Raw genomic sequence first — 25,940 nt, 5'->3', positions numbered from 1 at the left:
CCGAGCGGGTTGAGTTATGCGCCGGTCAGGCGGCTTGGTCAAGGGTTGCGTCGGCGACGGGCTGAGCGAGCGTTTCCCAGCCATCGACCTTTCGCATGACGATCTGCCCCGAGGCCATCAGAGCCCAAAGCAGCATCGGCACGGTCTCGGCGCATGGCAGCACGGTCTGGGTCTTGATGCGGCGGCGGAATTCCTCGTTCAGGCGTTCGATCGCATTTGTCGTTCTGGCCGATTTCCACTGGCCTTGTGGCAGACGCGTGAAGGTGAAAAGCTTATCTCCTGCTTCTTCCAAGCTGTCAGCGACGGCCTTGCATTTCAGCCGCCATTTTCGCAGAAATGCCTTGCGGCGGGTGGCGATTTCCTCGGGTGTTTTGGCGTAGATCATGTCGCGGTAATCTTCTGTCAACTCATCATGCATACGCTTGGGTGCCTTGGCCAGAAGGTTGCGGTGCTTGTGCACCGTGCACCTCTGGATCGGCAGATCTTCACCCCAGAGGGCAATGAGAGCGACCTCAAGTCCCGGTGCCCCGTCCACGATGACAAATTCGGGCCGTTTCAACCCGCGCGCATCCAGATCGTTGATGAACTGACGCCAGGCGGAGGTGCTTTCGCCGCCCATGTTCATCAGTGATAACAAGACCTTCTGCCCATCCCGGCGCACGCCAATCGCGGCCAGAACCGAGATATTGGTGGCCTTCCTGTCAATCCGCGTTTTGATCACGGTGCCGTCCAGGATCAGCCGCACGATGTCTTCATCCGCAAGGCTGCGGGCGCACCACGCCTGCCAGTCCACCTTCACCTTGCGCCAGGCGCGGCTCACCACATCCTTGCTGACCGCCCCCTGAAACAGGCCGAACAGGGCGCGTTTTACCCGCCGTGTGTTGGTGCCCGAAAGGTAGACAGCAGCGATCAGCGCCTCGGCCTTCTTCGTCAGCCGCTGGTAGCGGGGCAATGCCTTCGAGCGCCATTCTCTGGCCTTGCCGGCCTCGCCTGTGATCCGCGCACGCGGCACGCGCACCGTTTCGGTTCCAAATGTTCCGACCAGTTGCCGCTCGCGATGCCCGTGGCGGTATCCGGCCTTTGCCCCGCCGCTGCGGCCATACCGGCAACGGCCCAGAAACTGCTCCAGCTCCTCTTCGAAAACCGCCTCGATCGTCGCGCGGATGTTCTGGCGCAGCCGGTCTTCAATCGGGTCATAGCCTGCTTCATTGGCCAGTAGCGCGGATGTCGATGTTGCTGTATTCTTTGTCATGGCGTGATCTCCTTGGCGGTTCCAGCCGCCGGTTGGGTGGCTTCGATGCACCCGGAGATTACGCCGTCCTCGAATTTCCACCAAACTCGCGACACTACCAAGAAGTCGGGCATGAAAAACCGTATTGCCGAGCTGCGAAAAGCGCGCGGTCTGACCCTTCAGGCCCTCGCCGATAGGGTGGGGGCGAGCAATCAGCAGATCAGCCATCTCGAGAAAGGCCGCCGGGGACTGACGGTGGACTGGGTAGACCGTTTGGCTGAAGCGCTCGGCTGCCACCCCTTCGACCTGCTCGATGCCCCGCCACAGGTCAAATCCGAGCGCGAGCGCGTGCTTCTGGAACTATTCCGCAGCATGTCGGATGAGCAGCAGGACAAGACCTCTGCATAACATCGGGATTCCCCCGGGTTGGCCGTTTTGGTAAGCTAGCCGGGAAATCTCTGGGGTGAATAGATGGACCTTTTCCTGCACGAAGCGGCGGCACGGATCGGCGCGGATGACGTTCTGTCGAAGATCGACGCGCTGATGGATTGGAACTCGTTTTTGCCGATCCTGCGGCGCGGTCTGGGGCGCTCGGGGATCGGGCCTCAGGGCTATGATCCGCTTGTTCTGTTCAAGTGTCTTCTGGTTGGCCAGTGGCACGGGCTGAGCGACCCGAAGCTGGAGCGGGCCTTGAAGGTGCGGCTGGATTTCATGCTGTTCTGCGGGCTCGATCTGCACGCGTCGGTGCCGGATGAGACGACCCACTGCCGGTTCCGCAATGCGCTGGTCCGGGGTGGCGTTTACGATGAGCTGCTGGCCGAGGTCTGCCGCCAGATCGAGGCGCATGGGCTGAAGCTGAAAGAGGCTGAGGCGGCGATCATTGATGCGACCCTGATCGCGGCGGCGGCGCGCCCGCGCACCCATATCGACGCCCCGCAGGACCGGGCAGAGGACGGGGCAAGGGAAGGGACGCCGGATGATCCGCCCGAGGTCTCACCCGACGGGGCACAGCTGCATTTCAGCGCCGACCCTGATGCCCGCTGGGTCAAGAAGGGCCGCAAGAGCACGCTCGGCTACAAGGGCTTTGCCCGCTGCGACGAAGAGGGCTTTATCGACAAGGTGCACACCACGCCCGCCAATGCCGCCGAAAGCCCCGAATTCGCCACCATGATCGCGGGCGCAAAGGCGCAGCGGGTGCTGGCCGACAAGGCCTATGCGAGCAAGGCCAACCGCCAGATGCTGCGCGGCAAATACCGCGACGGCATCCTGCGCAAGGCAGCGCGCGGCCGCCCCCTGCGGCAATCGGAGAAACGCTTCAACCGGCTGATTTCGAAACGCCGCTTCCGCATCGAGCAGACTTTCGGCACGATGAAACGCCTCTTCGGCCTGCAGCGGGCGAGATATTTCGGGCGCGCCAGGGTGCATGCCCAGATGGTCATGGCCGCCATCGCGCAAAACCTGCTCAAGGCCGCAAACAGGATCACCCTCAACCCGCAAACCCCCGCAATCGCATAGCCCCAAACCCCGCCACCCGTCTGTCCGCCGGACCCGCAGGGGCGCAAGGTGGGCGGCCGATATCTTGCTTCAACCGAAAGCCATGGCCTCATGCAGAGGTCTTTATTTGCGCATCCACGGCACCAATGCCCCGCGCACCATTGGCACGGCGGTTTCAAACGGCTGTGCGCGTCTGATCAATCCGCATGTCATTGACCTTTATGATCGCGTCTCGAAAGGCGCGCGCGTGGTGCTTTATAAAAAGGCCAACGCAGGGCCATCGCATTCCTGAGCACACATAACAAAGGCCCCGACAATTACATCGGGGCCTTTTTCATTCCTTGTATCGGTTTGGGATTATGACGGCATTTTTGTGGTGCGCAGATAAGGCAGCTTTACATCAATCTCGCCAAACTTGGCCTTGGCCGCATCATCATCCAATGCCATGGAAACAATCACGTCCTCGCCCTTGCGCCAGTCCGCAGGTGTTGCCACCTCTTCCTTATCGGTCAAGATAATCGCATCCAGCGCCCGCAGGATTTCATCAAAATTCCGGCCAACCGACATCGGGTAGATAATCATCAGACGGATTTTCTTGTCCGGTCCGATGATGAATACTGTGCGCACAGTGGCTGAATCTGCAGGGGTGCGGCCGTCTGGCAAATAGGCCTCTGCGGGCAGCATGTCATACAGCTTGGCAATGCTCAGGCTGGTGTCATCCAGAATCGGGAATGTCACAGCGGTACCAGAAAATCCTTCGATATCGCTTTTCCATTTCATGTGTTCTTCGACACTGTCCACAGAAACACCGATCGGCTTGGCCCCGCGTTTGGCAAACTCGCCAGCCAATTGTGCCACTGCGCCAAACTCGGTGGTGCAAACCGGGGTGAAATCCTTGGGGTGGGAAAACAGAATGGCGTAATTGTCACCAATCCAGTTGTGGAAATTAATTGTGCCTTCTGATGATTCTGCAGTGAAATCGGGGGCGATGTCGTTAATGCGTAATGCCATGGTCCTGTTCCTCTTGGTCATGTTGATTTCCTCGCTGCATAGCTGCAACTTAGAATTAATATAAGGGAACCTCTGTAAATTCCCGTTTTCGCCTTCTTCGCGGCGGGGTGGACGGTTTTTCGCCTGTCCCGCCTGATTGCTTCGGATCATAAACCCATTTTCACCGGTTTCAAGCCGGTTTTGGGTATTTCAGGCACACCTCACCCCATGAACCCTTATCCCGGCGCCGCCAGGCCGCATTCGAACTGGACGAAGCGCTTCATGTTGTAGACCAGGTTCATCATCCCGATGCGAAATCGCGCCCGCTTCAGGCCGATGGAGCGGATCAGCTTGCCGCCCATGGAGCGCTCCTGAAAAGCGAATACATGCTCGACCCGGACCCGCACTTTCGAGCGCCTCCGGTTGGCCTTTTGCTGGCGCTCGCCAAGCGGCTTGCCGCGCCTGCCCTTGTGATGGATATGGCTGTGAAGCCCCCGCTCTTCCAGCTCGCTTTCGATCTTTTGCGAGCGATAGGCGCTGTCGGCCCACAGGTCCGATGAGGTGTTGCTCGCATCAATCAGACCGGCAAGCGCCTGGCTGTCATGCACGGCGGCATCGGTGACATCATAAGCGCGGATGAATTTGTGCCGCCGGTCGACATTGATGTGGTTCTTGTAGCCGTAATAGCTCTTGCCGTGCTTCTTCGTCCAGCGCGCATCCACGTCCTTCTGGCGCTTCTTGTGGGGTTTTTCCTCCCACTCTTCAGGCGTTTCGCCCGCCTTGATTTTCTCGTTCTCGTCCCTTTTGTTGTGCTGGCGCGGCGCCGGAACGATGCTCGCATCAACAATCTGCCCGCCCATCGCCAGATAGCCCTTTTCGCGCAGAAAGGCATCGAACTTGTCAAACAGCTCCTTCATCTTCCCGGCCCCGGCCAGCCTTTCACGGTAGGCCCAGATGGTCTTGGCGTCAGGTACGCTGTCTTCAATGCCAAGGCCGAGAAACCGCATGAACGACAGGCGGTCGCGGATCTGATACTCGATCTGATCGTCAGAGAGGTTGTAGAGCTGCTGCAAAACCATCGTCTTGAATATCAGCACCTCATCCCAAGGCGGGCGGCCAGCGTTGGATTTGCGCTGTTCGGGCGGCGTGCGCCATATGGCCTTCAGCTCGTCCCGGTAATCCTCGAACGGCACCATGTCGTTGAGCAACACCAGCGGATCACCAGATTTGTCCAGTCCCGCGTATCGGCTGGAAAGATCAAAAAATCCCATCTGACCCATGACAAAACCCCGTCGGTCGAATCATTTTCATCCTGATGACGATTCTACCCCGTCAGGCCGGATTTTGGGGGATTTTTAGAGGTTCCCTTTAATTTGTGATTATGATCCTTGATATAGATCACGATTGCAACACTGGAGTCTTGCGGCCAATGCGCCTAAGGGTGGGGCATGGAAACGCACGTTAAATTAGTCACATTGGAACAGGCGCAATCGCTGCCCTTTTGGCGACGGCCGATATTTTTGCTGTTTTTGATGTCGGCAGCGATGCCCGTGGCCTTTGCCACTTGGAGCGCGTTGCTGAATAATTTCGTGATTGATAAGGCAGAATTTACCGGTGTCGAAATTGGCTGGTTGCATTCAGTACGCGAAATCCCGGGGTTTCTGGCGGTCGGGGTGATTGCGTTGATCGTTTTTATTCGCGAACAGGTTCTGGCGGCTGTCTCCTTGTTATTGCTCGGGGTTGCGACGGCATTGACGGCGCAGTTTCCATCGCTCGGTGGTATTTTGACAATTACCATGCTCAGCTCGATCGGTTTTCACTATTACGAAACGGTCAACCAGTCGCTGCAATTACAATGGATCGACAAGGCCCGCGCGCCACATGTTCTGGGGTGGATCGGGGCTGCGGGCTCGGCTGCGACGCTATATGTGATCGACCACATGTTTTTTGCGCTGGCCTTTGCGCTGAAAACCTATTTCCAAAAAATTGCCGATCCGCAGGATATTGCCCCCACGGCCGCCGTAGCCTTTACCATTAACCACATCTCGGCGGTGTTTTTGCCTGCCTTGCTGGGGTATTTGTGGGTCACGTCCCCGGGCGGGGTTTTTGCATTTGCGGCGGGGATGGCAGCAACATCTCTGGCACTTGCCCTGATGATCCCGCGTCATCCCGAAAAGGGGCACGAAACCGTATTTTCACGCAAAGTTGTGGCACCGGCCCGGTAGCGCCAGTGGAATTTCCACCCTATATTCGTGGCACCGAACAAAGGAGCCTTGATGTTTTCCATGCTACAAAAGAAATCCGCGATGATTGCCCCCGCAGATGCCCTGCCGGGCCGGCCTGACCCGATCCTGACCGCCGAAACCCATTTCCTGACGGCTCGTCCGTTGAAATCCGGTGTGCCCGAAGGCATGGAGCAGGCGATGTTCGGCATGGGATGTTTCTGGGGTGTCGAGCGGATATTCTGGCAGATAAAAGGCGTCTGGCTGACGATGGTGGGCTATGCCGGGGGCTATACGCCAAACCCGACCTATGACGAGGTTTGCACCGGTAAAACCGGCCATAATGAAGTGGTGCTGGTGATCTTTGATCCGGCGGTGGTGTCATATGAAACCCTGCTGAAAACCTTTTGGGAGGGACATGACCCGACCCAGGGCATGCGGCAGGGCAATGATCGTGGCACGCAGTATCGTTCAGGCATATATGCCTATTCCGGCGAACAATTGGCGCAGGCCGAAGCCAGCCGGATCATGTTTGCACCTAAATTGGAGCAGGCAGGGTTCGGGGCGGTTTCAACCGAAATCCTGCTGGCGCCGGAATTCTATTATGCCGAGGATTATCACCAGCAATATCTGGCCAAGAACCCCACCGGGTATTGCGGCATTGGCGGCACAGGGGTGAGTTGCCCGATTGGGGCGTAGGGCGGGGTTCAGCCCGCCTTTGGTGGAACTATCAGGCAATGCGCAATATTTGGGTCTCAGGCGGTGGGGTAAAACCACACCCTACAGAGTGGCGCGCCTTTTAATTCCTTCCGGCCTTGAATACACGTATATATCCGGTCAAAACCAACCCGGTGAAAACACCAAAATTTATTATCGGAGAGCATGATGCCCACATTCACAGCCCTGACCACCTTGAACGGGCAACAACCGGCCGATGCGCTGGGCGAGGCGCTGGAGCGGTTGCAGCCGGAACCCACGGGCGTCGGAGTGTTCGAGGTCGAGGACGGCTCGGGCATATGGGAGGTCGGCGGCTATTTCGTCGAGAAACCGGACGAGGCGGGGCTGGCGCTGTTGGCCGTCGCCTTTGGTGCGAAACCTTTTGTTGTGTCGGAATTGCCCGAGGTTGACTGGGTGGCGCATGTCCGGCGTGAATTATCACCGGTGCAGGCGGGGCGGTTCTTTGTTTACGGCAGTCATGATGCCGACAAGGTTCCCGAAGGCTCGATTGCCTTGCTGATCGAGGCGGCGATGGCCTTTGGCACCGGCCACCACGGCACCACGCTGGGCTGTTTGCAGGTGCTGGACCAGTTGGCCAATGACGGATTTGTCGGGGAAAATGTGGCCGACATCGGTTGCGGCACAGCGGTGCTGGCGATGGCGGCGGCGAAAATCTGGCCCAATCCGGTTTTGGCCAGCGATATTGATGCGCAGGCGGTGGATGTGGCCCGCGCCAATGTGGCAGGCAATGATCTGGACGGGCGGGTGGTTTGCGTGGAAGCGGCCGGATTTGATGCTCCCGAATTGAAGGCGGCCGCCCCCTTTGATCTGGTCTTTGCCAATATCCTGAAAGGCCCGTTGATCGGTTTGGCGCCGGATATGGACGATTCGGTCAAAAACGGCGGATATGCGATTCTTTCGGGTATATTAAACGAGCAAGCACAAGAAGTTGTTGAAATATACACGCATAACGGGTTTAACCTTGTCGATAAACGCGAAAATGGAGAGTGGACAACGCTATTATTGCGGCGGAAACCCGCTTAACCATTGTATATTACAGCGTAAAACGCCATAATCGTCCAAATTACGCCATAATTGGGCGTTCTTATAAAAATTCTTGGTTACATAGTGAGGCTATTATGGCTGACCCACAAATGAGAGATTTCGGCAAGCGAGTAAAACGCATTAACAAGCGTCACAATAAACTTGCAAACGGATATATTGCATCGGTGAATCACGACGGCTTGATTGTCGCCAAGGTTCGGCGTAGCGGTCCGCGCTTTCCATGGAAGGGTGTCGCGCTATGCTTTGTCGCCTTCTTTATCTTCAAAGGGTTCTTGCTGGTTCAACTGGGTGAAGCAACATTCAACGATCGTGTTGAAAAGCTGCAATCCGGCACAGTTGTCGAGCAGGCGGGCGCCTATGCCATGTCTGCCGATCCTTTGACTAAATGGATCGCTGGCCAGATTAATTCACTGATCCACTAAGATAAACGACCAATTTTACGAAAACAGCCGCGCTATGATCAGCGCGGCTGTTTTGGTTTTGCTATCAATGAAACCTATCTGTGAATAGTCAGATAGGGGATGTCGCCACGGGTCAGGCCGATGTCTTCCAGTGCATGGTCTGAAAGCTTGGACAATTCAGCGCGGGTTTTGCGGGCGCTGTTCCAGCTGGCAAGTGATGTGCCAAGATCAGCGATGAATGTGGTCATGCGGTAAACGCCGCGGGAAATGCCGAGGTCTGAACCGCGTGCACCGTCGACCAGCAGACGGGTGTTGTTATAGACAGTCATGTTCGTCTTCCTTTTATCGGGTGTTGGATGCAGCGATGTGCTGTTGTTAATTCCTAAACCGGCATCTAGTCCTTGCCCCTTGACCAAACAAGCCGGTGAAACCGCATACCCAATATGCGTATTGTGCATGGCTAAAAAGGCGGTTAATGGGTTGTAAATTAAGGCAAAATCAAGACGCAAAGAAGTCGTATTTGGCCTGCGGAATGTTGAATTTTGCCGTGAATTCGATAAATCGGGCAGAATATTTATTCTTTGTTCACACTGCTTTCCATTTGGCAAATGTTCCCCTTTCGTGCTAGACGTTGCGCAAAGGCAACAAAAGCCGGCGGCAGCGAGGAGCAGTATGCGCGTTATCGGAATTGATCCGGGGTTGCGAAACCTTGGCTGGGGGGTGATTGATGTTGCCGGTTCCCGTCTGGGGCATGTGGGCAATGGCGTTTGTCATTCCGCCGGTGATGATCTGGCGGCGCGCCTGTTGTCGCTGCACACGCAGCTTAGCGAAATCATGGCGCGGTTTTCCCCCGATACCGCGGCGGTCGAGCAGACTTTCGTTAACAAGGATGGCGCGGACACCCTGAAGCTGGGGCAGGCGCGCGGCATTGCCATGCTGGTTCCGGCACAGGCGGGTTTGAGTGTCGGGGAATATGCGCCGAACAAGGTTAAGAAAACCGTGGTTGGTGTGGGTCATGCCGACAAGGGGCAGGTGGCGCATATGGTGCGCTTGCAACTGCCCGGTGTGGAACTGGCCGGACCGGATGCGGCGGACGCTTTGGCGATCGCGATTTGCCATGCGCATCATGTGCAATCGGCAGGGCATTACGAGGCAGCACTGAAGAGGGCAAGCGCATGATTGGCAAAATTTCGGGGCGGCTGGAATATCGGGCAGGCGACCACGTGCTGATAGATGTGCGCGGGGTTGGCTATATCGTTTATGTCTCGGATCGCACAATGGCGACATTGCCTGCCAATGGCGAGGCGCTGGCGCTGTTCACCGACTTGCTGGTGCGCGAGGACAATCTGCAACTGTTCGGGTTCACCACCTTGCTGGAAAAGGAATGGCACCGTTTGCTGATGGGCGTTCAGGGGATCGGGGCCAAGGCCTCGATGGCCATTCTGGGCACATTGGGCGCTGATGGCGTCAGCCGCGCGATTGCCTTGGGCGACATAAACGCGGTGAAAGCGGCCAAAGGGGTCGGCCCGAAAACCGCACAACGTGTGGTGCTGGAGCTGAAAGACAAAGCCCCCGCCGTAATGGCGATGGGCGGCACAATGGCGGCTGCGCAGGGCGATGTTGTGGCCGAGGTAGAAGTGATCGAAACGCCCGTGGGCGAGGCCGCGCCGCCAACATCGGCAGCGGCCCAAAGCGAAGCCTTGTCGGCCTTGGGCAACCTTGGTTATGCACCGGCGGATGCCTCAATGGCGGTGGCGCAGGCGGCGGGGGAAACCCCCGATGCCGACACGCCCGACCTGATCCGCGCGGCGTTGAAACTGCTGGCACCAAAGGGGTGAATAGATGACCGAACCCGACCCCACATTGCGCCCCGAACCTCGCCCCGAGGATGCGGATCGCGCGTTGCGCCCGCAGGTGCTGGACGAATTCATCGGTCAGGCCGAGGCGCGGGCCAACCTGCGGGTGTTCATTGAAAGTGCCAAGATGCGCAAAGAGGCGATGGACCATGTGTTGTTCCACGGCCCGCCCGGATTGGGCAAAACCACACTGGCGCAAATCATGGCGCGGGAACTGGGGGTGAATTTCCGCATGACATCCGGCCCTGTATTGGCCAAGGCGGGTGATCTGGCGGCGATCCTGACCAATCTGGAACGGGGTGATGTGCTGTTCATCGACGAAATCCACCGGCTTAATCCGGTGGTCGAAGAGGTGCTGTACCCGGCGCTTGAGGATTTCGAACTGGATCTGGTGATTGGCGAGGGTCCTGCGGCGCGCACGGTCCGGATTGAACTCCAGCCCTTTACGCTGGTCGGGGCGACAACGCGGCTGGGGTTGCTGACTACGCCGCTGCGCGACCGCTTCGGGATACCGGTGCGGTTGCAATTTTATTCCGAGGATGAATTGCACGAGATCGTCGTGCGAGGCGCGCGCCTGTTGGGTGTGCAATGCGAGGACTCCGGCGCGCGCGAGATTGCGCGGCGTGCCCGCGGAACGCCACGGATTGCTGGCCGGTTGCTGCGCCGCGTGGTGGATTTTGCCACGGTCGAGGCGGGTGGCAGGGTTTCGCAGGCTTTGGCCGATAATGCGCTCACGCGTCTGGGGGTGGACCATCTGGGGCTGGACGGGGCCGACCGGCGGTATCTGCGTTTGATTGCCGAAAACTATGCAGGCGGGCCGGTGGGGATTGAAACCATGTCGGCGGCGTTAAGTGAAAGCCGTGATGCGCTGGAAGAGGTGATCGAGCCTTATCTGTTGCAACAGGGGTTGATCCAGCGCACCCCGCGCGGGCGGATGCTGGCGGAAAAAGCGTGGCGGCATCTGGGGATGGCAGCGCCCAAAAGCAACCCCGATTTGTTTGGTTGAGGTTCACCAGAAGAGATTCTATGCCTTCGGCGAGGATAATTGGACCATTTGGAAATGATGACATCTGACGAAATTGAACAGCATTTTACCGGCCCGGATGGGGCCTATCACTTTGCCCGCTGGGGGCGCCCGATTGTGCCTGTGGTATTTGGGGTGAATGAGGATTCGCTTTCGGTGATCAAGGGCGCGATCGAGGCGGTGGTGACTTTGGCTGGACACAAAATGGCCGAAACCGACGCCGAACTGGGCGCCAACCTGATGATGTTCTTTTTCCGCGAATGGGATGAATTGCTGGAGGTGCCCAAACTGGATCAGATGATCCCCGATCTTGCGCGGGTGGTTGAACGGCTGAAGGTCACAGGCGGGCAGCAATACCGCGCGTTCCGCTTTGACAATGACGGCGGTATTCAGGCCTGTTTCGTTTTCATCCGTATGGGCGGGGCGCTGGCCGATCTGCCCGCCGATACTTTGGCGTTGGGGCAGGCGGTGCAGGCGATATTGCTGTGGAGCGAGGCGGCTTTTGCCTCCCGCTCGCCTTTGGCGGTGCTGCCCGACAGTGGCGCGGTTATTTTACGACCCGAGATTGCCGCACTGGTGAAGGCGGCCTATGATCCGGTCATGCCAATCGCGGCGGATGACAAATCCCATGCGCTGCGCATGTTTGCACGGATAGGGGCGATGGATGACACATAAGCTGGACATACGCGTATATTACGAGGACACCGATATGGCCGGTATCGTCTATTACGCCAACTATCTGCGGTATATCGAACGGGCGCGCAGCGACTGGGTGCGGGGCCTTGGCATTGACCAGAAATTGATGAAAGAGCAGGGGCAGGTTTTTGTGGTACGCTGGGTTGAAGCGGATTACCTGTCTTCGGCCTATCTGGATGACGAATTGGTTGTGGAAACCGATGTATTGCAGGTTACGGGCGCGCGGCTGGTGATGGACCAATGGGTCAAACGCGGGGACGAGGCGATTTTTCACGCTGTGGTCACCGCTGTTGTGGTGACGGATCAGGGGCAAGTGACCCGAATGCCGGCAATTATTCGCCAGTTGTTGCATTAATCGCTCAAAATCTGCCGGTTTTGCCCCTTAATGACGCGCAATTGATAGCATTCCCCGTGTTTATCCCCTATATCTGCCTTTAATCAGAGCCGCCGACAGAGCGGTCGAACAAAAAGAGCAGGCATATGGATACTGAAACCCTTGCAGCAGCGCAGGCGATTGATTTCTCGTTTCTGGCGCTTTTCTTGCGCGCAACCCTTACCGTAAAACTGGTGATGTTATTACTGATCGTGGCCTCGTTCTGGTCATGGTCGATCATTATCACCAAAATAATCACCTTTCGCAAAACCCGGGCCGAGGCCGAGGCGTTCGACCGCAAATTCTGGTCGGGCGAGCCGCTGGACGAATTGTTTGACCAGATCGGCGCAAACCCCGAAGGCCCCGCCGAAAAGATTTTCGCGGCAGGTATGATGGAATGGCGGCGCAGCCACCGCGAGGATGGCGGGCTGATCGCCGGGGCGCAGGCGCGGATCGACCGGTCTATGGATGTGGCCATCGCAAAAGAGGCCGAGCGGCTGAATTCGGGCATGTCCTTTATTGCCACGGTCGGGTCCACCGCCCCGTTCGTCGGATTGTTCGGCACGGTCTGGGGCATCATGAATGCCTTTATCGAGATCGCCCAGCAACAAAGTACCAATCTGGCCGTGGTCGCGCCGGGCATCGCCGAGGCCCTGTTGGCCACCGGCATGGGCCTGCTGGCCGCTATTCCGGCTGTGGTGTTCTATAATAAACTGTCGGCCGACAGTGACCGGATCATTTCGGGTTATGAGGCCTTTGCCGACGAATTTGCCACCATCCTAAGCCGTCAGTTGGACAGTTGATATGGCATCGGTCATCCAGAAAAATCAAAGCGGGCGACGTCGCAGACGTCGCCGGAGTGGTCACGCGGCGGCGATGAGCGAAATCAACATCACGCCCTTTGTGGATGTGATGCTGGTGTTGCTGATCATATTCATGGTGGCGGCCCCGCTGGTGACGGTCGGGGTGCCGGTAGAACTGCCTAAAACGGCGGCCACGGCCCTGCCTGCGGAACAGGAAGAACCGCTGACCATTACCCTGACGGCGGACGGGTTGATCATGTTGCAGGAAACCGAAATCGGTATGGATCAGCTGATCCCGAAACTGCGCTCGATCGCGGCGGAACGTGACAGCAACAAGGTATTCCTGCGGGCCGACGGCGCGATTGCATACGAGCAGGTCGTGCAGGTCATGGGCGCGCTGAATGCAGGCGGGTTTTCCAACATCGGTCTGGTGACAGAAACCGGTGGCCCAACGCTTGATGGCAACGGCGGCTAACCGATGGACACGGGCCATTACATATCCGGTATCGGACATGGCGTCCTGATCGGCTGGGCTTTGCTTGGCGGGTTGTTTTCCTCTGTGCCTGATGACAATTTGACGGTGGCGAATGTGTCGATCATCACCGCGGATGAATTTGAGGCCCTCAGCACACCCAAACCCGTGCAGGATGCGCCCGATACAACACCGGCAGTGCCCGAAGAACCTGTGGCCGAAACCCCGCCCGAGGAACCCCCCGAAGAACCCACACCGCCAGAAGATACAGCCCCTGAAGTGACTGAAATCACGCCGCCCCCGCCCGTGGCGGCCCCCGATGAAACCGCGCCGCAAACGCCACAGCCACCCATCGAGGAACCCCCTGTGGTGAATGCCCCGCTGGCCCCGCAGGCTGTGCCGCGTCCGTCCGATCGGGTGACGCCCGATCCGGTTGCGCCGCCGCCGGCGGATGTGGCCATCGCGGATCAGGCCCATCCAGACAATACACCGGCCCCCGATGCGCAGACCCCGCCGGACCCCGAACCACCCGCCGCCCCCGAGGCATCGAGTGACCGCATTGTGCCGGAAACCTCGGCGCCAGCCCGTTCGGTCCGCCCCTCGGCGCGGCCCAGACGGCCAACGCCGCCGGTTGAAACCGCAAGGACCGATCCGCCTGCGCCCCAGACACCGGATGCCAGCCCGTCAATCGAAGAAACCCTACGCGAGTTGCAGGCCGAAGAAGCCGCTGCTGCGGCCTCGTCCGCCCCGACTGGTCCGCCACTGTCACGTGGCCAGAAGGATGCGTTTTTACTTGAAGTGCGCAAGTGCTGGAACGTCGGCGCGCTGTCCACAGCCGCGCTTCAGGCCAAAGTGGTTGTGCGCTTTGAACTGGGCAAGGATGGCAAACCGAATATCGGCTCGATCCGCATGACCGGATACGAGGGCGGCAGCGAAGCCGTGGCCAAACAGGCCTATGAAACAGCCCGCCGCGCGATCATCCGTTGCGGTGCAAACGGCTATAATTTGCCGACTGACAAATACGAACAGTGGAAAATTGTTAACATCACGTTTAACCCTGAGAATATGAGGCTCAAATGATCATATCCCGAGTTATGACCCTTTTACTGGCAGCAATGATCGCTGCGGTAACCATGCCGTCCGCAAGTCGGGCGGAATTGAACCTTGAACTGAAGGACGGCGTGATCGAGCCGATGCCCTTTGCCGTGCCCGATTTTGTGGCCGAAAACGGCGGGGCCGGTGAATATGCCAGCCAGATTGCCCGCGTGGTGGCCGCTGATCTGACCGGAACAGGGCTGTTTCGGGAAATCCCGAAGAATGCGTTCATCTCGAATGTCACGAATTTCAACAGTCCGGTGCAATATGCCGACTGGAAAGCGATCAACGCGCAGGCCCTGATTGTCGGTGCGGTTACAATGGGATCCGGCGGACGTCTGACGGTTAAATTCCGCCTGTTCGACGTCTTTTCCGGTGCGCCCCTTGGCGAAGGTCTGCAATTTGGCGGCACCACCAAAAGCTGGCGGCGCATGGCGCATAAGGTGGCTGATGCGGCCTATAGTCGGATCACCGGCGAAGGCCCGTATTTCGACAGCCGCGTGGTGTTTGTCTCCGAAACCGGCCCCAAAAACGCCCGCCAGAAACGGCTGGCGATCATGGATTACGATGGCGCGAATGTGCAATATCTGACCGATAGCCGTTCAATCGTGCTGGCCCCGCGTTTCTCGCCGACCGGTGATCGGGTGCTGTATACGTCCTATGAAACAGGCTTTCCTAAAATATACGTGCTGGACGTGGCCACCGTTGGCCGCCGCGTGTTGGCGGATCAACCGGGCACAATGACATTCGCACCGCGGTTTTCGCCGGACGGGCAAACGGTGGTCTATTCGCTGTCGCGTGGCGGCAACACTGATATTTACAAGATGAGTGTCGGTGGCGGCAATGCCGTGCGTCTGACGTCCGAACCATCAATCGAAACCGCGCCCAGCTTTTCGCCCGATGGCAAACAGATCGTGTTTGAAAGCGACCGGTCGGGTAACCAGCAGCTCTATGTCATGTCGGCAAATGGCGGCGAAGCGCGGCGGATCAGTTTTGGCAAAGGGCGCTACGGCACGCCGGTCTGGTCGCCACGCGGTGATCTGGTGGCCTTTACCAAACAGAACAAGGGCCGGTTCCATATCGGTGTGATGCGGCTGGATGGATCAGAAGAACGCCTGCTGACGGCTTCGTTTCTGGACGAGGGGCCGACATGGTCGCCCAATGGCCGCGTGATAATGTTCATGCGCGAAACAGCCGGGGCAAACGGGTCTTCCTCGCTCTATTCCGTGGACATCAGCGGGCGAAATTTGCAGCGGGTGAAAACACCGGGCGGGGCGTCGGATCCGGCGTGGTCGCCGCTGTTGAAATAAACTGAAATACGCAGCGTTTCCAAATGGGCGCCGTGGTGGTATAAACAAAGGCAATCGAGCCAACAAAAACGAAAGCGGGGACAACCCATGACATATCTTTACAAGGCAATTTTCGTCGTAGCAGCACTGGGCCTTTCGGCCTGTACCAACCCTGGTGCACTAAATGGCGGCAACGGAATGAACAACGGTGGTGCCGGAACCGGTACGGGCGCAGCCGGAACAGCATCAGACCCACATTCGGCAGCCTATTTCCAGCAGACTGTTGGCGACCGTGTGCTGTTTACGGTAGATACCAGCACCCTAACCCCCGAAGGCCGCGCCACCCTGACAGGACAGGCGAAATGGCTGATGGACAATCCCGAATTTGCCGCCATTATCGAAGGCCATGCCGATGAGCGGGGCACACGCGCATATAACCTTGCACTGGGTGCACGTCGCGCCAATGCGGTGAAGGAATTCCTGATCTCGCAAGGGGTTGCAGGCAGCCGGTTGCGCACGGTAACTTACGGCAAGGAACGCCCGATTGCGATTTGTTCCGAAGAAAGCTGCTTTGCCCAGAACCGCCGCGCTGTTACGGTGATTTCGGCGGGCGCTGGCGCGTAAACTAGGAACGACTGATGAAACGGATACTTGCGCTAATTATCGGATTGTCGGTTCTGCCGGTGGCACCTGCCGCTGCGCAGGCCGACCAGCAAACCTTGGCAGACATCCGGCAGGAATTGTCGGTGCTTTATGTCGAGGTGCAGCGCCTGAAGCGCGAGCTGTCCACCACCGGTGCGCCGGGCACCAGCGTTGGCGGCAACACACCGCTTGAACGGATTGACGCGATCGAGGCGGCTTTGCAAAAACTGACGGCAAAATCCGAGCAGTTGGAAAACCGCATCAACCGCGTGGTGGCCGATGGCACCAACCGGATTGGTGACCTTGAGTTTCGCCTGTGCGAACTGGAAACAAATTGCGACATCAGCAAACTGTCCCAAGGCACCACGCTGGGTGGTGGGGATGTAGGCCCTGCGCCTGTTGTGACCACCCCTGATACGGTTGACGACACAGAACTGGCCGTGGGTGAGCGGGCCGACTATAAGCGGGCGCAGGAGGCGCTCGCATCCGGTGACTTTCGCGGCGCCGCTACGCAGCTTGAGACCTTTACCCAGACCTACCCAGGCAGTCCGCTAAGCGCGGATGTGAATTTTCTGCGGGGACAGGCATTTGAAAATCTGGGCGAAATGACCAGCGCCGCGCGGGCCTATCTAGAGGCGTTTTCCGGTGCGCCGGATGGACCCAAAGCACCCGAGGCATTATATAAGCTGGGCACGTCATTGGGCGCGATCGGGCAGCAGAACGAGGCTTGCGTGACATTGGCCGAGGTCGAGTCGCGCTTTCCCACAGCACCCGCCGTTCAACAGGCCAACACCGCGATGCGCGATCTGGGATGCAACTAGACCCCCAAGACGAATTACTACTTCATTTTGTCGGCAATTGCTTTGGTGCAAACCCGCCCAAGGCCATTGGCGTTGCCGTGTCCGGCGGCGGCGATTCAACGGCCCTTTTGCATCTGATGCACCACTGGGCTGGTGGTGCAGGGGTGACCTTGCATGCCGTTACAGTGGATCACGGTTTGCGCGATGCGGCGGCGGGCGAGGCAAAGACGGTCGCCCGTATTTGCGCCGGATTGGGGATCAATCACAGCACGCTGCACTGGACTGGATGGGATGGCAAAGGCAACCTTCAGGATCAGGCACGGCGTGCGCGTTACGGGTTGATGGCCGGTTGGGCGCGGGAACGCGGGATTGAAATGATCGCGCTGGGACATACAGTCGAGGATCAGGCAGAAACCTTTTTGATGCGTCTGGCGCGCGGGTCGGGTGTGGATGGTCTGTCGGGCATGGCGTCGCGGCGACACGCGGACGGTGTGACATGGGTGCGCCCGGTGTTGTTGCAAAGACGACAGGATTTGCGGGACTATTTGCAGCGGCATGGTATCGGCTGGATTGATGATCCTACAAACGAGGATGAACGGTTTGATCGCGTGAAAATCCGCAAAGCGATGCAGGTGCTGGCTGATTTGGGGATGGATGCGGAACGGCTGGCCGGAACGGCGCAGGACTTGGGGATTGCCCGATGTGCATTGGAATTACAGACACAAGAGGTGGCTGAACGGACTGTTGCAATCGAGAATGGTGATGTTGTTCTGGATCGAAGGCAATACCGCCAGCTACCTCTAGAAATCCGAGATCGACTGACTACACATGCTTTATGCTGGGTTTCCTCCGCTAAATACCGCCCCCGTCGTGCAGCATTGTCAGATGTCGGTTACGCCATTCTAAAGGGCAAAGCGAGCACCCTGCACGGCTGTCTGATCACTGCAAACAAAAACAGCATCCGCATTACCCGCGAATATCAGGCCGTCAAGGATACTGTTTGCGCGACAGATGCGACCTGGGACAACCGCTGGCGGCTCATAGGGCCGCATGAAACGGGGTTGGAAATACGGGCTTTGGGGGCGGCTGGATTGGCCGAATGCCCCGAATGGCGGGCAACAGGGATGCCCCGACGATCGCTGCTGGCCAGTCCCGCTGTATGGAAAAAGGACAGTCTTATTGCCGCACCTTTGGCCGGTTTGGGCAATGGATGGCGCACAAAGGCGTTATTTGGGCTGGATCATTTCATTTCATCCATTATATCGCATTGAACAAACCTGCCTAATCCCTATTTTAGACAAGTGGCCTTGGGAAAGAATCCTTTGAGTCAAAACCGGTTTAAGGAGAATGCCTGTGGGCAACGCTAGAAATCTGGCTTTCTGGGTCGTGCTGTTTATGCTGATCCTCGCTTTGTTCAATCTGTTCAGCAATGGCGAAAGCGCCCTGAATTCCCGCCAAATGACCTATTCGGAATTTGTGCAGGCCGTGAATGACGGCACTGTGGCCTCGGTCACGCTGGACGGCGAAAAAGTTCTGATCAAAGGCAAGGACGGGCAGGAATACGCCACGATCAAGCCATCGGACGCCGAAGTCACGAAAATGCTGATCGACAAGGGCGTCAAGGTAAACGCTGCGCCGCAGGAACAATCGGCCTTTGTTTCGTTGATTTCGCTGTTGTTGCCTGTGCTGCTGCTGATCGGTTTCTGGTTCTTTATGATGAACCGGATGCAGGGTGGCGGCAAAGGCGGGGCGATGGGCTTTGGCAAATCCAAGGCCAAGATGCTGACCGAACGCGAGGGTCGCGTGACCTTTGACGATGTGGCCGGTATTGACGAAGCCAAGGAAGAACTGGAAGAGATCGTTGAATTCCTGCGCAACCCGCAGAAATTTTCCCGTCTGGGCGGCAAGATCCCCAAGGGCGCGCTGCTGATCGGGCCTCCGGGCACAGGTAAGACATTGCTGGCCCGGGCTGTGGCTGGCGAAGCGGGCGTGCCGTTTTTTACCATTTCCGGTTCGGATTTTGTGGAAATGTTCGTAGGTGTCGGTGCCAGCCGTGTGCGCGACATGTTCGAGCAAGCCAAGAAAAATGCGCCCTGCATTGTGTTCATCGACGAAATTGATGCTGTCGGCCGCTCGCGCGGTGTTGGTATGGGTGGCGGTAATGACGAACGCGAACAGACATTGAACCAGCTGCTGGTGGAAATGGACGGGTTTGATGCAAACGAGGGCGTGATCATTCTGGCCGCGACCAACCGCGCCGATGTTCTGGATCCCGCATTGCTGCGCCCTAGCCGCTTTGACCGCCAGGTTCAGGTGCCCAACCCCGACATCAAGGGCCGCGAGAAGATTTTGAATGTGCATGCCGCCAAAGTGCCTTTGGGGCCGGATGTGGACCTGCGTATCATTGCCCGCGGAACCCCCGGTTTTTCCGGTGCGGACCTTGCCAATCTGGTGAACGAGGCCGCATTGATGGCCGCCCGTATCGACCGCCGTTTCGTAACGATGGAAGATTTCGAAAAAGCCAAGGACAAGGTGATGATGGGGGCCGAGCGCCGCTCGATGGTGCTGACCGACGAGCAAAAGGAAATGACCGCCTATCACGAGGCAGGCCACGCGATTGTCGGGATCAAATTACCCAAATGTGATCCGGTCTATAAGGCCACGATCATTCCGCGTGGTGGCGCATTGGGTATGGTTATGAGCCTGCCCGAGTTCGATCAGCTGAACTACTTCAAGGATCAGGTGGAGCAGAAAATTGCCATGGCGATGGCCGGCAAGGCCGCCGAGATCATGAAGTGGGGCCCCGAACATGTGTCCAATGGTCCGTCCGGCGACATTCAACAAGCCTCGGCGCTGGCCCGCGCCATGATCATGCGCTGGGGTATGTCGGACAAGGTGGGCAACATTGATTACCAGGCCGCGCATGAAGGTTATCAGGGCAACGGCGCCGGTGGCCTGTCGATTTCGGCTGCCACACAGGAACTGATCGAAACCGAAGTGAAGCGGGTGATTGACGAAGGTTATGAAACCGCCAGCAAGATCCTGAAAAAGCACAAGAAGGAATTCGAACTTCTGGCACAAGGTTTGCTGGAATACGAAACCCTGACCGGCGAAGAAATCCAGCGGGTGATGAAGGGTGAGCCGCCCCAGTCGGACGATGACGGTGGGTCGGACAAAGACAGCACCTCTAGTGTTGTGGCTGTCCCCAAGACCAAGCCGAAAGTCAAGGCCAAGCCCAAACCAAAAGATGACGGGATGGAGCCGGAGCCGTCGGCTTGACCTCTGATATGAAACAAGACTGGAACCCCGAAACATATGCCAAGTTTCGGGGTTTTCGTTTGCGTCCTGCAATAGATCTGTTGGCGCAGGTGCCGGACCTGCCCGCAGGGGATGTGATTGATTTGGGGTGTGGCAATGGCCCGGTCGGCCCGGCATTGGCGCTGCGGTTTCAGGGGCACAGCCTGATCGGTGTGGACAATTCACCAGCGATGCTGCTTACGGCAGAACGGACTGGTGCTTATGATGATCTGGTCAACGCCGATGCAGCCACTTGGCAACCGCAATCACCGCCCGCACTGATTTTTACCAATGCGCTGTGCCACTGGTTACCCGATCACGCAGCCTTGTTTGCGCGGCTTGCCGGATTACTGACAGAAAACGGTATGCTGGCCGTGCAAATGCCACGCCAGTTTGCCGCCCCGTCGCATCAGGTATTACGCGATGTGGCGTCCCTGCTGTTTCCCGACAGGTTTGATTACAGCACATATAAGCCGCCAGTGGTGCCACCCCGGGCCTATGCAAAAATGCTGGCCCCTTTAGGGGATATCAACCTGTGGGAAACCGACTATATCCAGCGTTTGGCCGCAGTTGATACCGGCCACCCCGTGCGCCATTTCACCCAATCCACTGCGATGCGGCCAATCGCGGCAAAGCTTGATGATAAGGAACTGGCCCGATTTGTGCATGCGTATGATGCGGCACTGGCAGATCACTATCCGCTGGAACCGGACGGTTCTGTGTTATTCCCCTTTAAGCGGTTGTTCTTTACGCTGTCTGTCTGAACCGGATTTGCAAAGGACCAGACCATGCCCGCATTGCTGCCCACAAATTTCAAAGGCCGGATTATCTGGTTGGGGGTGAACGCCAATCGTGAAGATACATTATGCAATGTGCCGGTTTCGGAAATGGAACTGACATTGGCGGGCTGTTCAGGCGAAAGCCGCGCGGGGCTGACGCGGGTATCCTGTGGGCGGGTGCAATCGCAGTACCCACGGGGTACGCAAATCCGCAACACCCGTCAACTGGCCATCGTTTCTGCCGAGGAACTGATGATCATTGCGAAAAACATGGGCGTTCCGGCCATTGATCCGGCGTGGATAAGCGCTTCGGTTGTTCTCGAAGGTATCCCCGATTTCACCATGATCCCGCCTGCCTCGCGCCTGCAATCGACCAGCGGGGCAACCCTGACCGTGGATATGGAAAACCGCCCCTGCGTTTTGCCCGCCCCGGTGATCGACGCGTATTTCCCAGGCAAAGGCAAGCTGTTCAAACCCGCTGCGAAAAATCTGCGGGGTGTGACAGCGTGGGTCGAGCGCGCAGGAATATTGCGCGTCGGAGACGAGATTATTCTACATATTCCTGACCAACCTGTCTGGCCGCATCTGGAGCAGGCCCGCCAACAATGCCTCAAGGGAACCTCTAAAAATCCCCCAAAATCCGGCCTGACGGGGTAGAATCGTCATCAGGATGAAAATGATTCGACCGACGGGGTTTTGTCATGGGTCAGATGGGATTTTTTGATCTTTCCAGCCGATACGCGGGACTGGACAAATCTGGTGATCCGCTGGTGTTGCTCAACGACATGGTGCCGTTCGAGGATTACCGGGACGAGCTGAAGGCCATATGGCGCACGCCGCCCGAACAGCGCAAATCCAACGCTGGCCGCCCGCCTTGGGATGAGGTGCTGATATTCAAGACGATGGTTTTGCAGCAGCTCTACAACCTCTCTGACGATCAGATCGAGTATCAGATCCGCGACCGCCTGTCGTTCATGCGGTTTCTCGGCCTTGGCATTGAAGACAGCGTACCTGACGCCAAGACCATCTGGGCCTACCGTGAAAGGCTGGCCGGGGCCGGGAAGATGAAGGAGCTGTTTGACAAGTTCGATGCCTTTCTGCGCGAAAAGGGCTATCTGGCGATGGGCGGGCAGATTGTTGATGCGAGCATCGTTCCGGCGCCGCGCCAGCACAACAAAAGGGACGAGAACGAGAAAATCAAGGCGGGCGAAACGCCTGAAGAGTGGGAGGAAAAACCCCACAAGAAGCGCCAGAAGGACGTGGATGCGCGCTGGACGAAGAAGCACGGCAAGAGCTATTACGGCTACAAGAACCACATCAATGTCGACCGGCGGCACAAATTCATCCGCGCTTATGATGTCACCGATGCCGCCGTGCATGACAGCCAGGCGCTTGCCGGTCTGATTGATGCGAGCAACACCTCATCGGACCTGTGGGCCGACAGCGCCTATCGCTCGCAAAAGATCGAAAGCGAGCTGGAAGAGCGGGGGCTTCACAGCCATATCCATCACAAGGGCAGGCGCGGCAAGCCGCTTGGCGAGCGCCAGCAAAAGGCCAACCGGAGGCGCTCGAAAGTGCGGGTCCGGGTCGAGCATGTATTCGCTTTTCAGGAGCGCTCCATGGGCGGCAAGCTGATCCGCTCCATCGGCCTGAAGCGGGCGCGATTTCGCATCGGGATGATGAACCTGGTCTACAACATGAAGCGCTTCGTCCAGTTCGAATGCGGCCTGGCGGCGCCGGGATAAGGGTTCATGGGGTGAGGTGTGCCTGAAATACCCAAAACCGGCTTGAAACCGGTGAAAATGGGTTTATGATCCGAAGCAATCAGGCGGGACAGGCGAAAAACCGTCCACCCCGCCGCGAAGAAGGCGAAAACGGGAATTTACAGAGGTTCCCTTGATTTAAAGCGACGAATCCGACGCTGATAATGTCGGATTTACCCTGTTAGCCGGCCACGACTCTTGTAAGGTCAAGAAAATGACCTGACGTGATTTTCCAAAGGGACCCCACAAGATGAGCTTTAAAACCGACATTGAAATTGCCCGCGAAGCCAAGAAGAAACCGATTCAGGAAATCGGCGAGAAGCTAGGCATCCCGACGGAACATCTGCTGCCTTATGGCCACGACAAAGCCAAAGTCAGTCAGGAGTTTATCGAGAGTGTCAAAAACAACCGCAAAGGCAAGCTGATCCTTGTCACCGCGATCAACCCGACGCCGGCGGGCGAAGGCAAGACCACCACCACGGTGGGGCTGGCTGACGGGATGAACCGGATCGGCAAGAAGGCGGCGATCTGTATTCGCGAGGCGTCTTTGGGGCCGTGTTTCGGCATGAAGGGCGGGGCCGCTGGTGGGGGCTATGCGCAAGTGGTGCCGATGGAGGAAATGAACCTGCATTTCACCGGCGATTTCCACGCCATCACATCGGCGCATAACCTGCTAAGCGCGATGATCGACAACCATATCTACTGGGGCAACGAACTGGGCATTGACGAGCGCCGTGTCAGTTGGAAACGGGTTCTGGACATGAACGACCGTGCTCTGCGCGACACGGTGACATCGCTTGGCGGGGTTGCCAACGGCTTTCCGCGGCAGACCGGATTTGACATCACCGTGGCCTCCGAAGTGATGGCCATCCTGTGCCTGTCGAACAATCTTGAGGATTTGCAGGAACGTCTGGGCAATATCATCGTCGCCTACACCCGCAAACGCGAGCCGATCTATTGTCGCGACATCAAGGCCGATGGCGCAATGACCGTGTTGCTGAAGGACGCGATGCAGCCCAATCTGGTGCAGACGTTGGAAAACAATCCGGCCTTTGTGCATGGTGGACCCTTTGCCAACATCGCGCATGGCTGCAACAGCGTGATCGCCACCAACACCGCCTTGCGGCTGGCCGATTACGTGGTGACCGAGGCCGGCTTTGGCGCCGATCTGGGGGCCGAGAAATTCATGAATATCAAGTGTCGCAAGGCAAACCTGTCGCCGGATTGCGTGGTGATCGTGGCCACGGTGCGGGCGATGAAGATGAACGGCGGCGTGGCCCGCAAGGATCTGGGGGGTGAGAATGTTCAGGCGGTGATTGACGGCTGCCCGAACCTTGGCCGTCACATCGGCAATATGAAATCATTCGGTGTGCCGGTGGTGGTGGCGATCAACCATTTTGTCACCGATACGGATGCCGAAATTCAGGCGATACAGGATTACGTTGCCTCGCAAGGCTCCGAAGCGATCCTGTCGCGCCACTGGGAACTGGGCGGCGAAGGGGCCGCGGCGCTGGCCGAACGGGTGGTGGAAATTGCCGACAGCGGTATTTCGCAATTTGCCCCGCTTTATGTCGATGACCTGCCCCTGTTCGAGAAGATCGAGCGCATCGCCCATTCGATTTACCGCGCCTCCGAAGTGATCGCCGACAAAAAGGTCCGTGATCAATTGCGCGCATGGGAAGAGGCGGGATATGGCAACCTGCCGGTCTGTATGGCGAAAACGCAATATTCGTTTTCCACCGACCCGAATCTGCGCGGAGCACCCACAGGCCACACCATCCCGATCCGCGAAGTGCGCCTAAGTGCTGGCGCCGGATTTATCGTGGTGGTCTGCGGCGACATCATGACCATGCAAGGGCTGCCCAGCCGCCCGGCTGCCGAAGGGATCGGACTGAATGAAGAAGGTGAAGTCGAGGGGCTGTTTTAGGCCGAATTTGGCTGTATGAATTGCATATGAAACATGTATGGCTTGCCTATGGCAAACCGCAGATGAATGAGGCCAGAAAAATGACAGCAGATATTATCGACGGCAAGGCCTTTGCGGCCAAGGTTCGTGAAAAGGTGGCAGGGCATGTAGCGCGGCTGAAACAGGATCACGGCATTACGCCGGGCTTGGCGGTGGTGCTGGTGGGGGAAGACCCTGCATCGCAGGTCTATGTGCGCTCCAAGGGGAAGATGACGGTCGAGGTCGGAATGAATTCCTACGAGCACAAGCTGGATGCCGACACCTCCGAGGCCGATTTGCTGGCGCTGATCGACAGCCTGAACAATGACCCTGCGGTGCATGGTATTCTGGTGCAACTTCCGCTGCCCGATCATCTGAACGAAGACCTTGTGATCAATTCGATTGATCCAGCCAAGGACGTTGACGGGTTCTGCATTTCCAATGTGGGCAAGCTGGCCACGGGGCAGAAAAGCATGGTGCCCTGCACGCCGCTGGGCTGTCTGATGATTATGCGCGATCATCATGGATCATTGTCCGGTCTGGATGCGGTGGTGATTGGCCGCAGTAACATCGTTGGCAAGCCGATGGCGCAATTGCTGTTGGGCGATAGCTGCACGGTAACAATCGCCCATTCCCGCACCAAGGATTTGCCCGATGTGGTGCGCCGCGCGGATATTGTGGTGGCGGCTGTTGGACGGGCGCAGATGGTGCCCGGCGACTGGATCAAAAAGGGGGCGACCGTGATCGATGTGGGTATCAACCGGATTGATGCACCGGAAAAAGGCGAGGGCAAGACACGGCTGGTGGGGGATGTGGATTTCGCCAGCGCGGTTGAAGTTGCCGGTGCCATCACGCCGGTGCCCGGCGGGGTCGGGCCGATGACGATTGCCTGCCTGCTGGCCAACACCGTGACGGCCTGTTCGCGGGCGAACGGGTTGGAAGAACCCGAAGGGTTGACGGTTTAGGGATACGCAGCCCCGCATCAG

General features: G+C 57.9%; 29 protein-coding genes. 25 read left to right on the top strand and 4 right to left on the bottom strand.

Annotated features, from left to right (window positions below):
* Positions 1-25: 25 nt before the first annotated feature.
* A complete protein-coding gene (locus ACQY4M_RS17815; RefSeq protein WP_428539582.1) occupies positions 26-1,252 on the bottom strand; it encodes an IS256 family transposase in 1,227 nt (408 codons plus the stop codon).
* A gap of 111 nt (positions 1,253-1,363) precedes the next feature.
* Here ACQY4M_RS17815 and ACQY4M_RS17810 point away from each other — a divergent pair, with 111 nt between their 5' ends.
* From ACQY4M_RS17810 to ACQY4M_RS17800, 3 genes are all read left to right on the top strand, one after another.
* Positions 1,364-1,639, top strand: coding sequence for a helix-turn-helix transcriptional regulator (locus tag ACQY4M_RS17810; protein ID WP_428546936.1), 276 nt, complete (start codon positions 1,364-1,366; stop codon positions 1,637-1,639).
* A 63-nt stretch (positions 1,640-1,702) separates the two neighbouring features.
* Positions 1,703-2,746, top strand: coding sequence for an IS5 family transposase (locus tag ACQY4M_RS17805; RefSeq protein WP_428539221.1), 1,044 nt, complete (start codon positions 1,703-1,705; stop codon positions 2,744-2,746).
* On the top strand, positions 2,655-3,017 hold the full coding sequence (locus tag ACQY4M_RS17800) for a L,D-transpeptidase (protein WP_428546933.1): 363 nt from the start codon (positions 2,655-2,657) through the stop codon (positions 3,015-3,017). The genes ACQY4M_RS17805 and ACQY4M_RS17800 overlap by 92 nt, the downstream gene beginning before the upstream one ends.
* Before the next feature lie 65 nt (positions 3,018-3,082).
* Here ACQY4M_RS17800 and ACQY4M_RS17795 read toward each other — a convergent pair whose 3' ends face one another.
* Complete coding sequence (locus ACQY4M_RS17795) at positions 3,083-3,736, bottom strand: peroxiredoxin (protein WP_428548258.1); 654 nt, start codon at positions 3,734-3,736, stop codon at positions 3,083-3,085.
* A gap of 215 nt (positions 3,737-3,951) precedes the next feature.
* Entirely contained in the window at positions 3,952-4,995 is a 1,044-nt protein-coding gene (locus tag ACQY4M_RS17790; RefSeq protein ID WP_428539227.1) for an IS5 family transposase, read from the bottom strand.
* Positions 4,996-5,163: 168 nt separating this feature from the next.
* Between ACQY4M_RS17790 and ACQY4M_RS17785 the strand changes: the two genes are divergently transcribed.
* From ACQY4M_RS17785 to ACQY4M_RS17770, 4 genes are all read left to right on the top strand, one after another.
* The gene (locus ACQY4M_RS17785) at positions 5,164-5,940 is read left to right on the top strand and encodes a hypothetical protein (RefSeq protein ID WP_428546930.1); all 777 of its coding nucleotides are present in this window, start codon (positions 5,164-5,166) and stop codon (positions 5,938-5,940) included.
* Positions 5,941-5,991: 51 nt separating this feature from the next.
* Positions 5,992-6,636, top strand: a complete 645-nt coding sequence (gene msrA / locus ACQY4M_RS17780) for a peptide-methionine (S)-S-oxide reductase MsrA (RefSeq protein ID WP_428546927.1) — start codon at positions 5,992-5,994, stop codon at positions 6,634-6,636.
* Between the two features lie 186 nt (positions 6,637-6,822).
* Entirely contained in the window at positions 6,823-7,698 is an 876-nt protein-coding gene (locus tag ACQY4M_RS17775; protein ID WP_428546924.1) for a 50S ribosomal protein L11 methyltransferase, read from the top strand.
* Complete coding sequence (locus ACQY4M_RS17770) at positions 7,662-8,141, top strand: hypothetical protein (RefSeq protein WP_428546921.1); 480 nt, start codon at positions 7,662-7,664, stop codon at positions 8,139-8,141. Before ACQY4M_RS17775 ends, ACQY4M_RS17770 begins: the two co-directional genes overlap by 37 nt.
* Positions 8,142-8,215: 74 nt before the next feature.
* Here the strand turns inward: ACQY4M_RS17770 and ACQY4M_RS17765 are convergent, their stop codons facing one another.
* The gene (locus ACQY4M_RS17765; RefSeq protein WP_428546918.1) at positions 8,216-8,728 is read right to left on the bottom strand and encodes a DUF1127 domain-containing protein; all 513 of its coding nucleotides are present in this window, start codon (positions 8,726-8,728) and stop codon (positions 8,216-8,218) included.
* Positions 8,729-8,792: 64 nt separating this feature from the next.
* Here ACQY4M_RS17765 and ruvC point away from each other — a divergent pair, with 64 nt between their 5' ends.
* The 18 genes from ruvC (at position 8,793) to folD (ending at position 25,919) form a co-directional block, all read left to right on the top strand.
* Entirely contained in the window at positions 8,793-9,299 is a 507-nt protein-coding gene (gene ruvC, locus ACQY4M_RS17760) for a crossover junction endodeoxyribonuclease RuvC (protein ID WP_428546915.1), read from the top strand.
* Positions 9,296-9,958, top strand: coding sequence for a Holliday junction branch migration protein RuvA (gene ruvA / locus ACQY4M_RS17755; protein ID WP_428546912.1), 663 nt, complete (start codon positions 9,296-9,298; stop codon positions 9,956-9,958). The genes ruvC and ruvA overlap by 4 nt, the downstream gene beginning before the upstream one ends.
* Before the next feature lie 4 nt (positions 9,959-9,962).
* Positions 9,963-10,982 (top strand): Holliday junction branch migration DNA helicase RuvB, encoded by a 1,020-nt coding sequence (ruvB, locus tag ACQY4M_RS17750; protein ID WP_428546909.1) that lies wholly within the window; start codon positions 9,963-9,965, stop codon positions 10,980-10,982.
* A 54-nt stretch (positions 10,983-11,036) separates the two neighbouring features.
* On the top strand, positions 11,037-11,675 hold the full coding sequence (locus ACQY4M_RS17745; RefSeq protein WP_428548255.1) for a hypothetical protein: 639 nt from the start codon (positions 11,037-11,039) through the stop codon (positions 11,673-11,675).
* Complete coding sequence (gene ybgC / locus ACQY4M_RS17740) at positions 11,665-12,051, top strand: tol-pal system-associated acyl-CoA thioesterase (RefSeq protein ID WP_428546906.1); 387 nt, start codon at positions 11,665-11,667, stop codon at positions 12,049-12,051. Before ACQY4M_RS17745 ends, ybgC begins: the two co-directional genes overlap by 11 nt.
* 125 nt (positions 12,052-12,176) lie before the next feature.
* The gene (gene tolQ, locus ACQY4M_RS17735; RefSeq protein WP_428546903.1) at positions 12,177-12,872 is read left to right on the top strand and encodes a protein TolQ; all 696 of its coding nucleotides are present in this window, start codon (positions 12,177-12,179) and stop codon (positions 12,870-12,872) included.
* Between the two features lies 1 nt (position 12,873).
* Positions 12,874-13,347, top strand: a complete 474-nt coding sequence (tolR, locus tag ACQY4M_RS17730) for a protein TolR (protein ID WP_428546900.1) — start codon at positions 12,874-12,876, stop codon at positions 13,345-13,347.
* Positions 13,348-13,350: 3 nt separating this feature from the next.
* Positions 13,351-14,424: an energy transducer TonB gene (locus ACQY4M_RS17725; protein WP_428546897.1), complete on the top strand. Its 1,074-nt coding sequence runs from the start codon at positions 13,351-13,353 to the stop codon at positions 14,422-14,424.
* Between the two features lie 35 nt (positions 14,425-14,459).
* Complete coding sequence (gene tolB, locus ACQY4M_RS17720; protein ID WP_428548252.1) at positions 14,460-15,749, top strand: Tol-Pal system beta propeller repeat protein TolB; 1,290 nt, start codon at positions 14,460-14,462, stop codon at positions 15,747-15,749.
* Between the two features lie 87 nt (positions 15,750-15,836).
* Positions 15,837-16,352, top strand: a complete 516-nt coding sequence (pal, locus tag ACQY4M_RS17715) for a peptidoglycan-associated lipoprotein Pal (RefSeq protein WP_428546895.1) — start codon at positions 15,837-15,839, stop codon at positions 16,350-16,352.
* A gap of 14 nt (positions 16,353-16,366) precedes the next feature.
* The gene (ybgF, locus tag ACQY4M_RS17710) at positions 16,367-17,191 is read left to right on the top strand and encodes a tol-pal system protein YbgF (RefSeq protein WP_428546892.1); all 825 of its coding nucleotides are present in this window, start codon (positions 16,367-16,369) and stop codon (positions 17,189-17,191) included.
* Positions 17,098-18,441 carry a tRNA lysidine(34) synthetase TilS gene (tilS, locus tag ACQY4M_RS17705; protein WP_428546889.1) on the top strand — a complete coding sequence of 448 codons (1,344 nt, stop codon included), beginning with the start codon at positions 17,098-17,100 and terminating at the stop codon, positions 18,439-18,441. The genes ybgF and tilS overlap by 94 nt, the downstream gene beginning before the upstream one ends.
* Before the next feature lie 82 nt (positions 18,442-18,523).
* The gene (gene ftsH / locus ACQY4M_RS17700; RefSeq protein WP_428546886.1) at positions 18,524-20,449 is read left to right on the top strand and encodes an ATP-dependent zinc metalloprotease FtsH; all 1,926 of its coding nucleotides are present in this window, start codon (positions 18,524-18,526) and stop codon (positions 20,447-20,449) included.
* 59 nt (positions 20,450-20,508) lie between these two features.
* On the top strand, positions 20,509-21,231 hold the full coding sequence (locus tag ACQY4M_RS17695; protein WP_428546883.1) for a methyltransferase domain-containing protein: 723 nt from the start codon (positions 20,509-20,511) through the stop codon (positions 21,229-21,231).
* A gap of 24 nt (positions 21,232-21,255) precedes the next feature.
* On the top strand, positions 21,256-21,903 hold the full coding sequence (locus ACQY4M_RS17690) for an MOSC domain-containing protein (RefSeq protein ID WP_428546880.1): 648 nt from the start codon (positions 21,256-21,258) through the stop codon (positions 21,901-21,903).
* Positions 21,904-21,947: 44 nt separating this feature from the next.
* Positions 21,948-22,991 carry an IS5 family transposase gene (locus ACQY4M_RS17685; protein WP_428539227.1) on the top strand — a complete coding sequence of 348 codons (1,044 nt, stop codon included), beginning with the start codon at positions 21,948-21,950 and terminating at the stop codon, positions 22,989-22,991.
* Positions 22,992-23,259: 268 nt separating this feature from the next.
* Positions 23,260-24,936: a formate--tetrahydrofolate ligase gene (locus tag ACQY4M_RS17680; protein WP_428546877.1), complete on the top strand. Its 1,677-nt coding sequence runs from the start codon at positions 23,260-23,262 to the stop codon at positions 24,934-24,936.
* 80 nt (positions 24,937-25,016) lie between these two features.
* The gene (gene folD / locus ACQY4M_RS17675) at positions 25,017-25,919 is read left to right on the top strand and encodes a bifunctional methylenetetrahydrofolate dehydrogenase/methenyltetrahydrofolate cyclohydrolase FolD (RefSeq protein ID WP_428548249.1); all 903 of its coding nucleotides are present in this window, start codon (positions 25,017-25,019) and stop codon (positions 25,917-25,919) included.
* Positions 25,920-25,940: the final 21 nt, after the last annotated feature.

Source organism: Profundibacter sp. (assembly GCF_965277155.1).
Taxonomy (GTDB): domain Bacteria; phylum Pseudomonadota; class Alphaproteobacteria; order Rhodobacterales; family Rhodobacteraceae; genus Profundibacter.
The sequence above is the reverse complement of the archived record's forward strand: the minus strand, read 5'-3'. Positions and strand labels throughout refer to the sequence as shown.

What these genes read in the sequence shown, in the direction of transcription:
- ACQY4M_RS17815 (WP_428539582.1), bottom strand. Translation starts at nt 1,252, where the DNA reads ATGACAAAGAATACAGCAACATCGACATCCGCGCTACTGGCCAATGAA.
- ACQY4M_RS17810 (WP_428546936.1), top strand. Translation starts at nt 1,364, where the DNA reads ATGAAAAACCGTATTGCCGAGCTGCGAAAAGCGCGCGGTCTGACCCTT.
- ACQY4M_RS17805 (WP_428539221.1), top strand. Translation starts at nt 1,703, where the DNA reads ATGGACCTTTTCCTGCACGAAGCGGCGGCACGGATCGGCGCGGATGAC.
- ACQY4M_RS17800 (WP_428546933.1), top strand. Translation starts at nt 2,655, where the DNA reads ATGCCCAGATGGTCATGGCCGCCATCGCGCAAAACCTGCTCAAGGCCG.
- ACQY4M_RS17795 (WP_428548258.1), bottom strand. Translation starts at nt 3,736, where the DNA reads ATGGCATTACGCATTAACGACATCGCCCCCGATTTCACTGCAGAATCA.
- ACQY4M_RS17790 (WP_428539227.1), bottom strand. Translation starts at nt 4,995, where the DNA reads ATGGGTCAGATGGGATTTTTTGATCTTTCCAGCCGATACGCGGGACTG.
- ACQY4M_RS17785 (WP_428546930.1), top strand. Translation starts at nt 5,164, where the DNA reads ATGGAAACGCACGTTAAATTAGTCACATTGGAACAGGCGCAATCGCTG.
- msrA (WP_428546927.1), top strand. Translation starts at nt 5,992, where the DNA reads ATGTTTTCCATGCTACAAAAGAAATCCGCGATGATTGCCCCCGCAGAT.
- ACQY4M_RS17775 (WP_428546924.1), top strand. Translation starts at nt 6,823, where the DNA reads ATGCCCACATTCACAGCCCTGACCACCTTGAACGGGCAACAACCGGCC.
- ruvC (WP_428546915.1), top strand. Translation starts at nt 8,793, where the DNA reads ATGCGCGTTATCGGAATTGATCCGGGGTTGCGAAACCTTGGCTGGGGG.
- ruvA (WP_428546912.1), top strand. Translation starts at nt 9,296, where the DNA reads ATGATTGGCAAAATTTCGGGGCGGCTGGAATATCGGGCAGGCGACCAC.
- ruvB (WP_428546909.1), top strand. Translation starts at nt 9,963, where the DNA reads ATGACCGAACCCGACCCCACATTGCGCCCCGAACCTCGCCCCGAGGAT.
- ACQY4M_RS17745 (WP_428548255.1), top strand. Translation starts at nt 11,037, where the DNA reads ATGATGACATCTGACGAAATTGAACAGCATTTTACCGGCCCGGATGGG.
- ybgC (WP_428546906.1), top strand. Translation starts at nt 11,665, where the DNA reads ATGACACATAAGCTGGACATACGCGTATATTACGAGGACACCGATATG.
- tolQ (WP_428546903.1), top strand. Translation starts at nt 12,177, where the DNA reads ATGGATACTGAAACCCTTGCAGCAGCGCAGGCGATTGATTTCTCGTTT.
- tolR (WP_428546900.1), top strand. Translation starts at nt 12,874, where the DNA reads ATGGCATCGGTCATCCAGAAAAATCAAAGCGGGCGACGTCGCAGACGT.
- ACQY4M_RS17725 (WP_428546897.1), top strand. Translation starts at nt 13,351, where the DNA reads ATGGACACGGGCCATTACATATCCGGTATCGGACATGGCGTCCTGATC.
- tolB (WP_428548252.1), top strand. Translation starts at nt 14,460, where the DNA reads ATGATCGCTGCGGTAACCATGCCGTCCGCAAGTCGGGCGGAATTGAAC.
- pal (WP_428546895.1), top strand. Translation starts at nt 15,837, where the DNA reads ATGACATATCTTTACAAGGCAATTTTCGTCGTAGCAGCACTGGGCCTT.
- ybgF (WP_428546892.1), top strand. Translation starts at nt 16,367, where the DNA reads ATGAAACGGATACTTGCGCTAATTATCGGATTGTCGGTTCTGCCGGTG.
- ACQY4M_RS17690 (WP_428546880.1), top strand. Translation starts at nt 21,256, where the DNA reads ATGCCCGCATTGCTGCCCACAAATTTCAAAGGCCGGATTATCTGGTTG.
- ACQY4M_RS17685 (WP_428539227.1), top strand. Translation starts at nt 21,948, where the DNA reads ATGGGTCAGATGGGATTTTTTGATCTTTCCAGCCGATACGCGGGACTG.
- ACQY4M_RS17680 (WP_428546877.1), top strand. Translation starts at nt 23,260, where the DNA reads ATGAGCTTTAAAACCGACATTGAAATTGCCCGCGAAGCCAAGAAGAAA.
- folD (WP_428548249.1), top strand. Translation starts at nt 25,017, where the DNA reads ATGACAGCAGATATTATCGACGGCAAGGCCTTTGCGGCCAAGGTTCGT.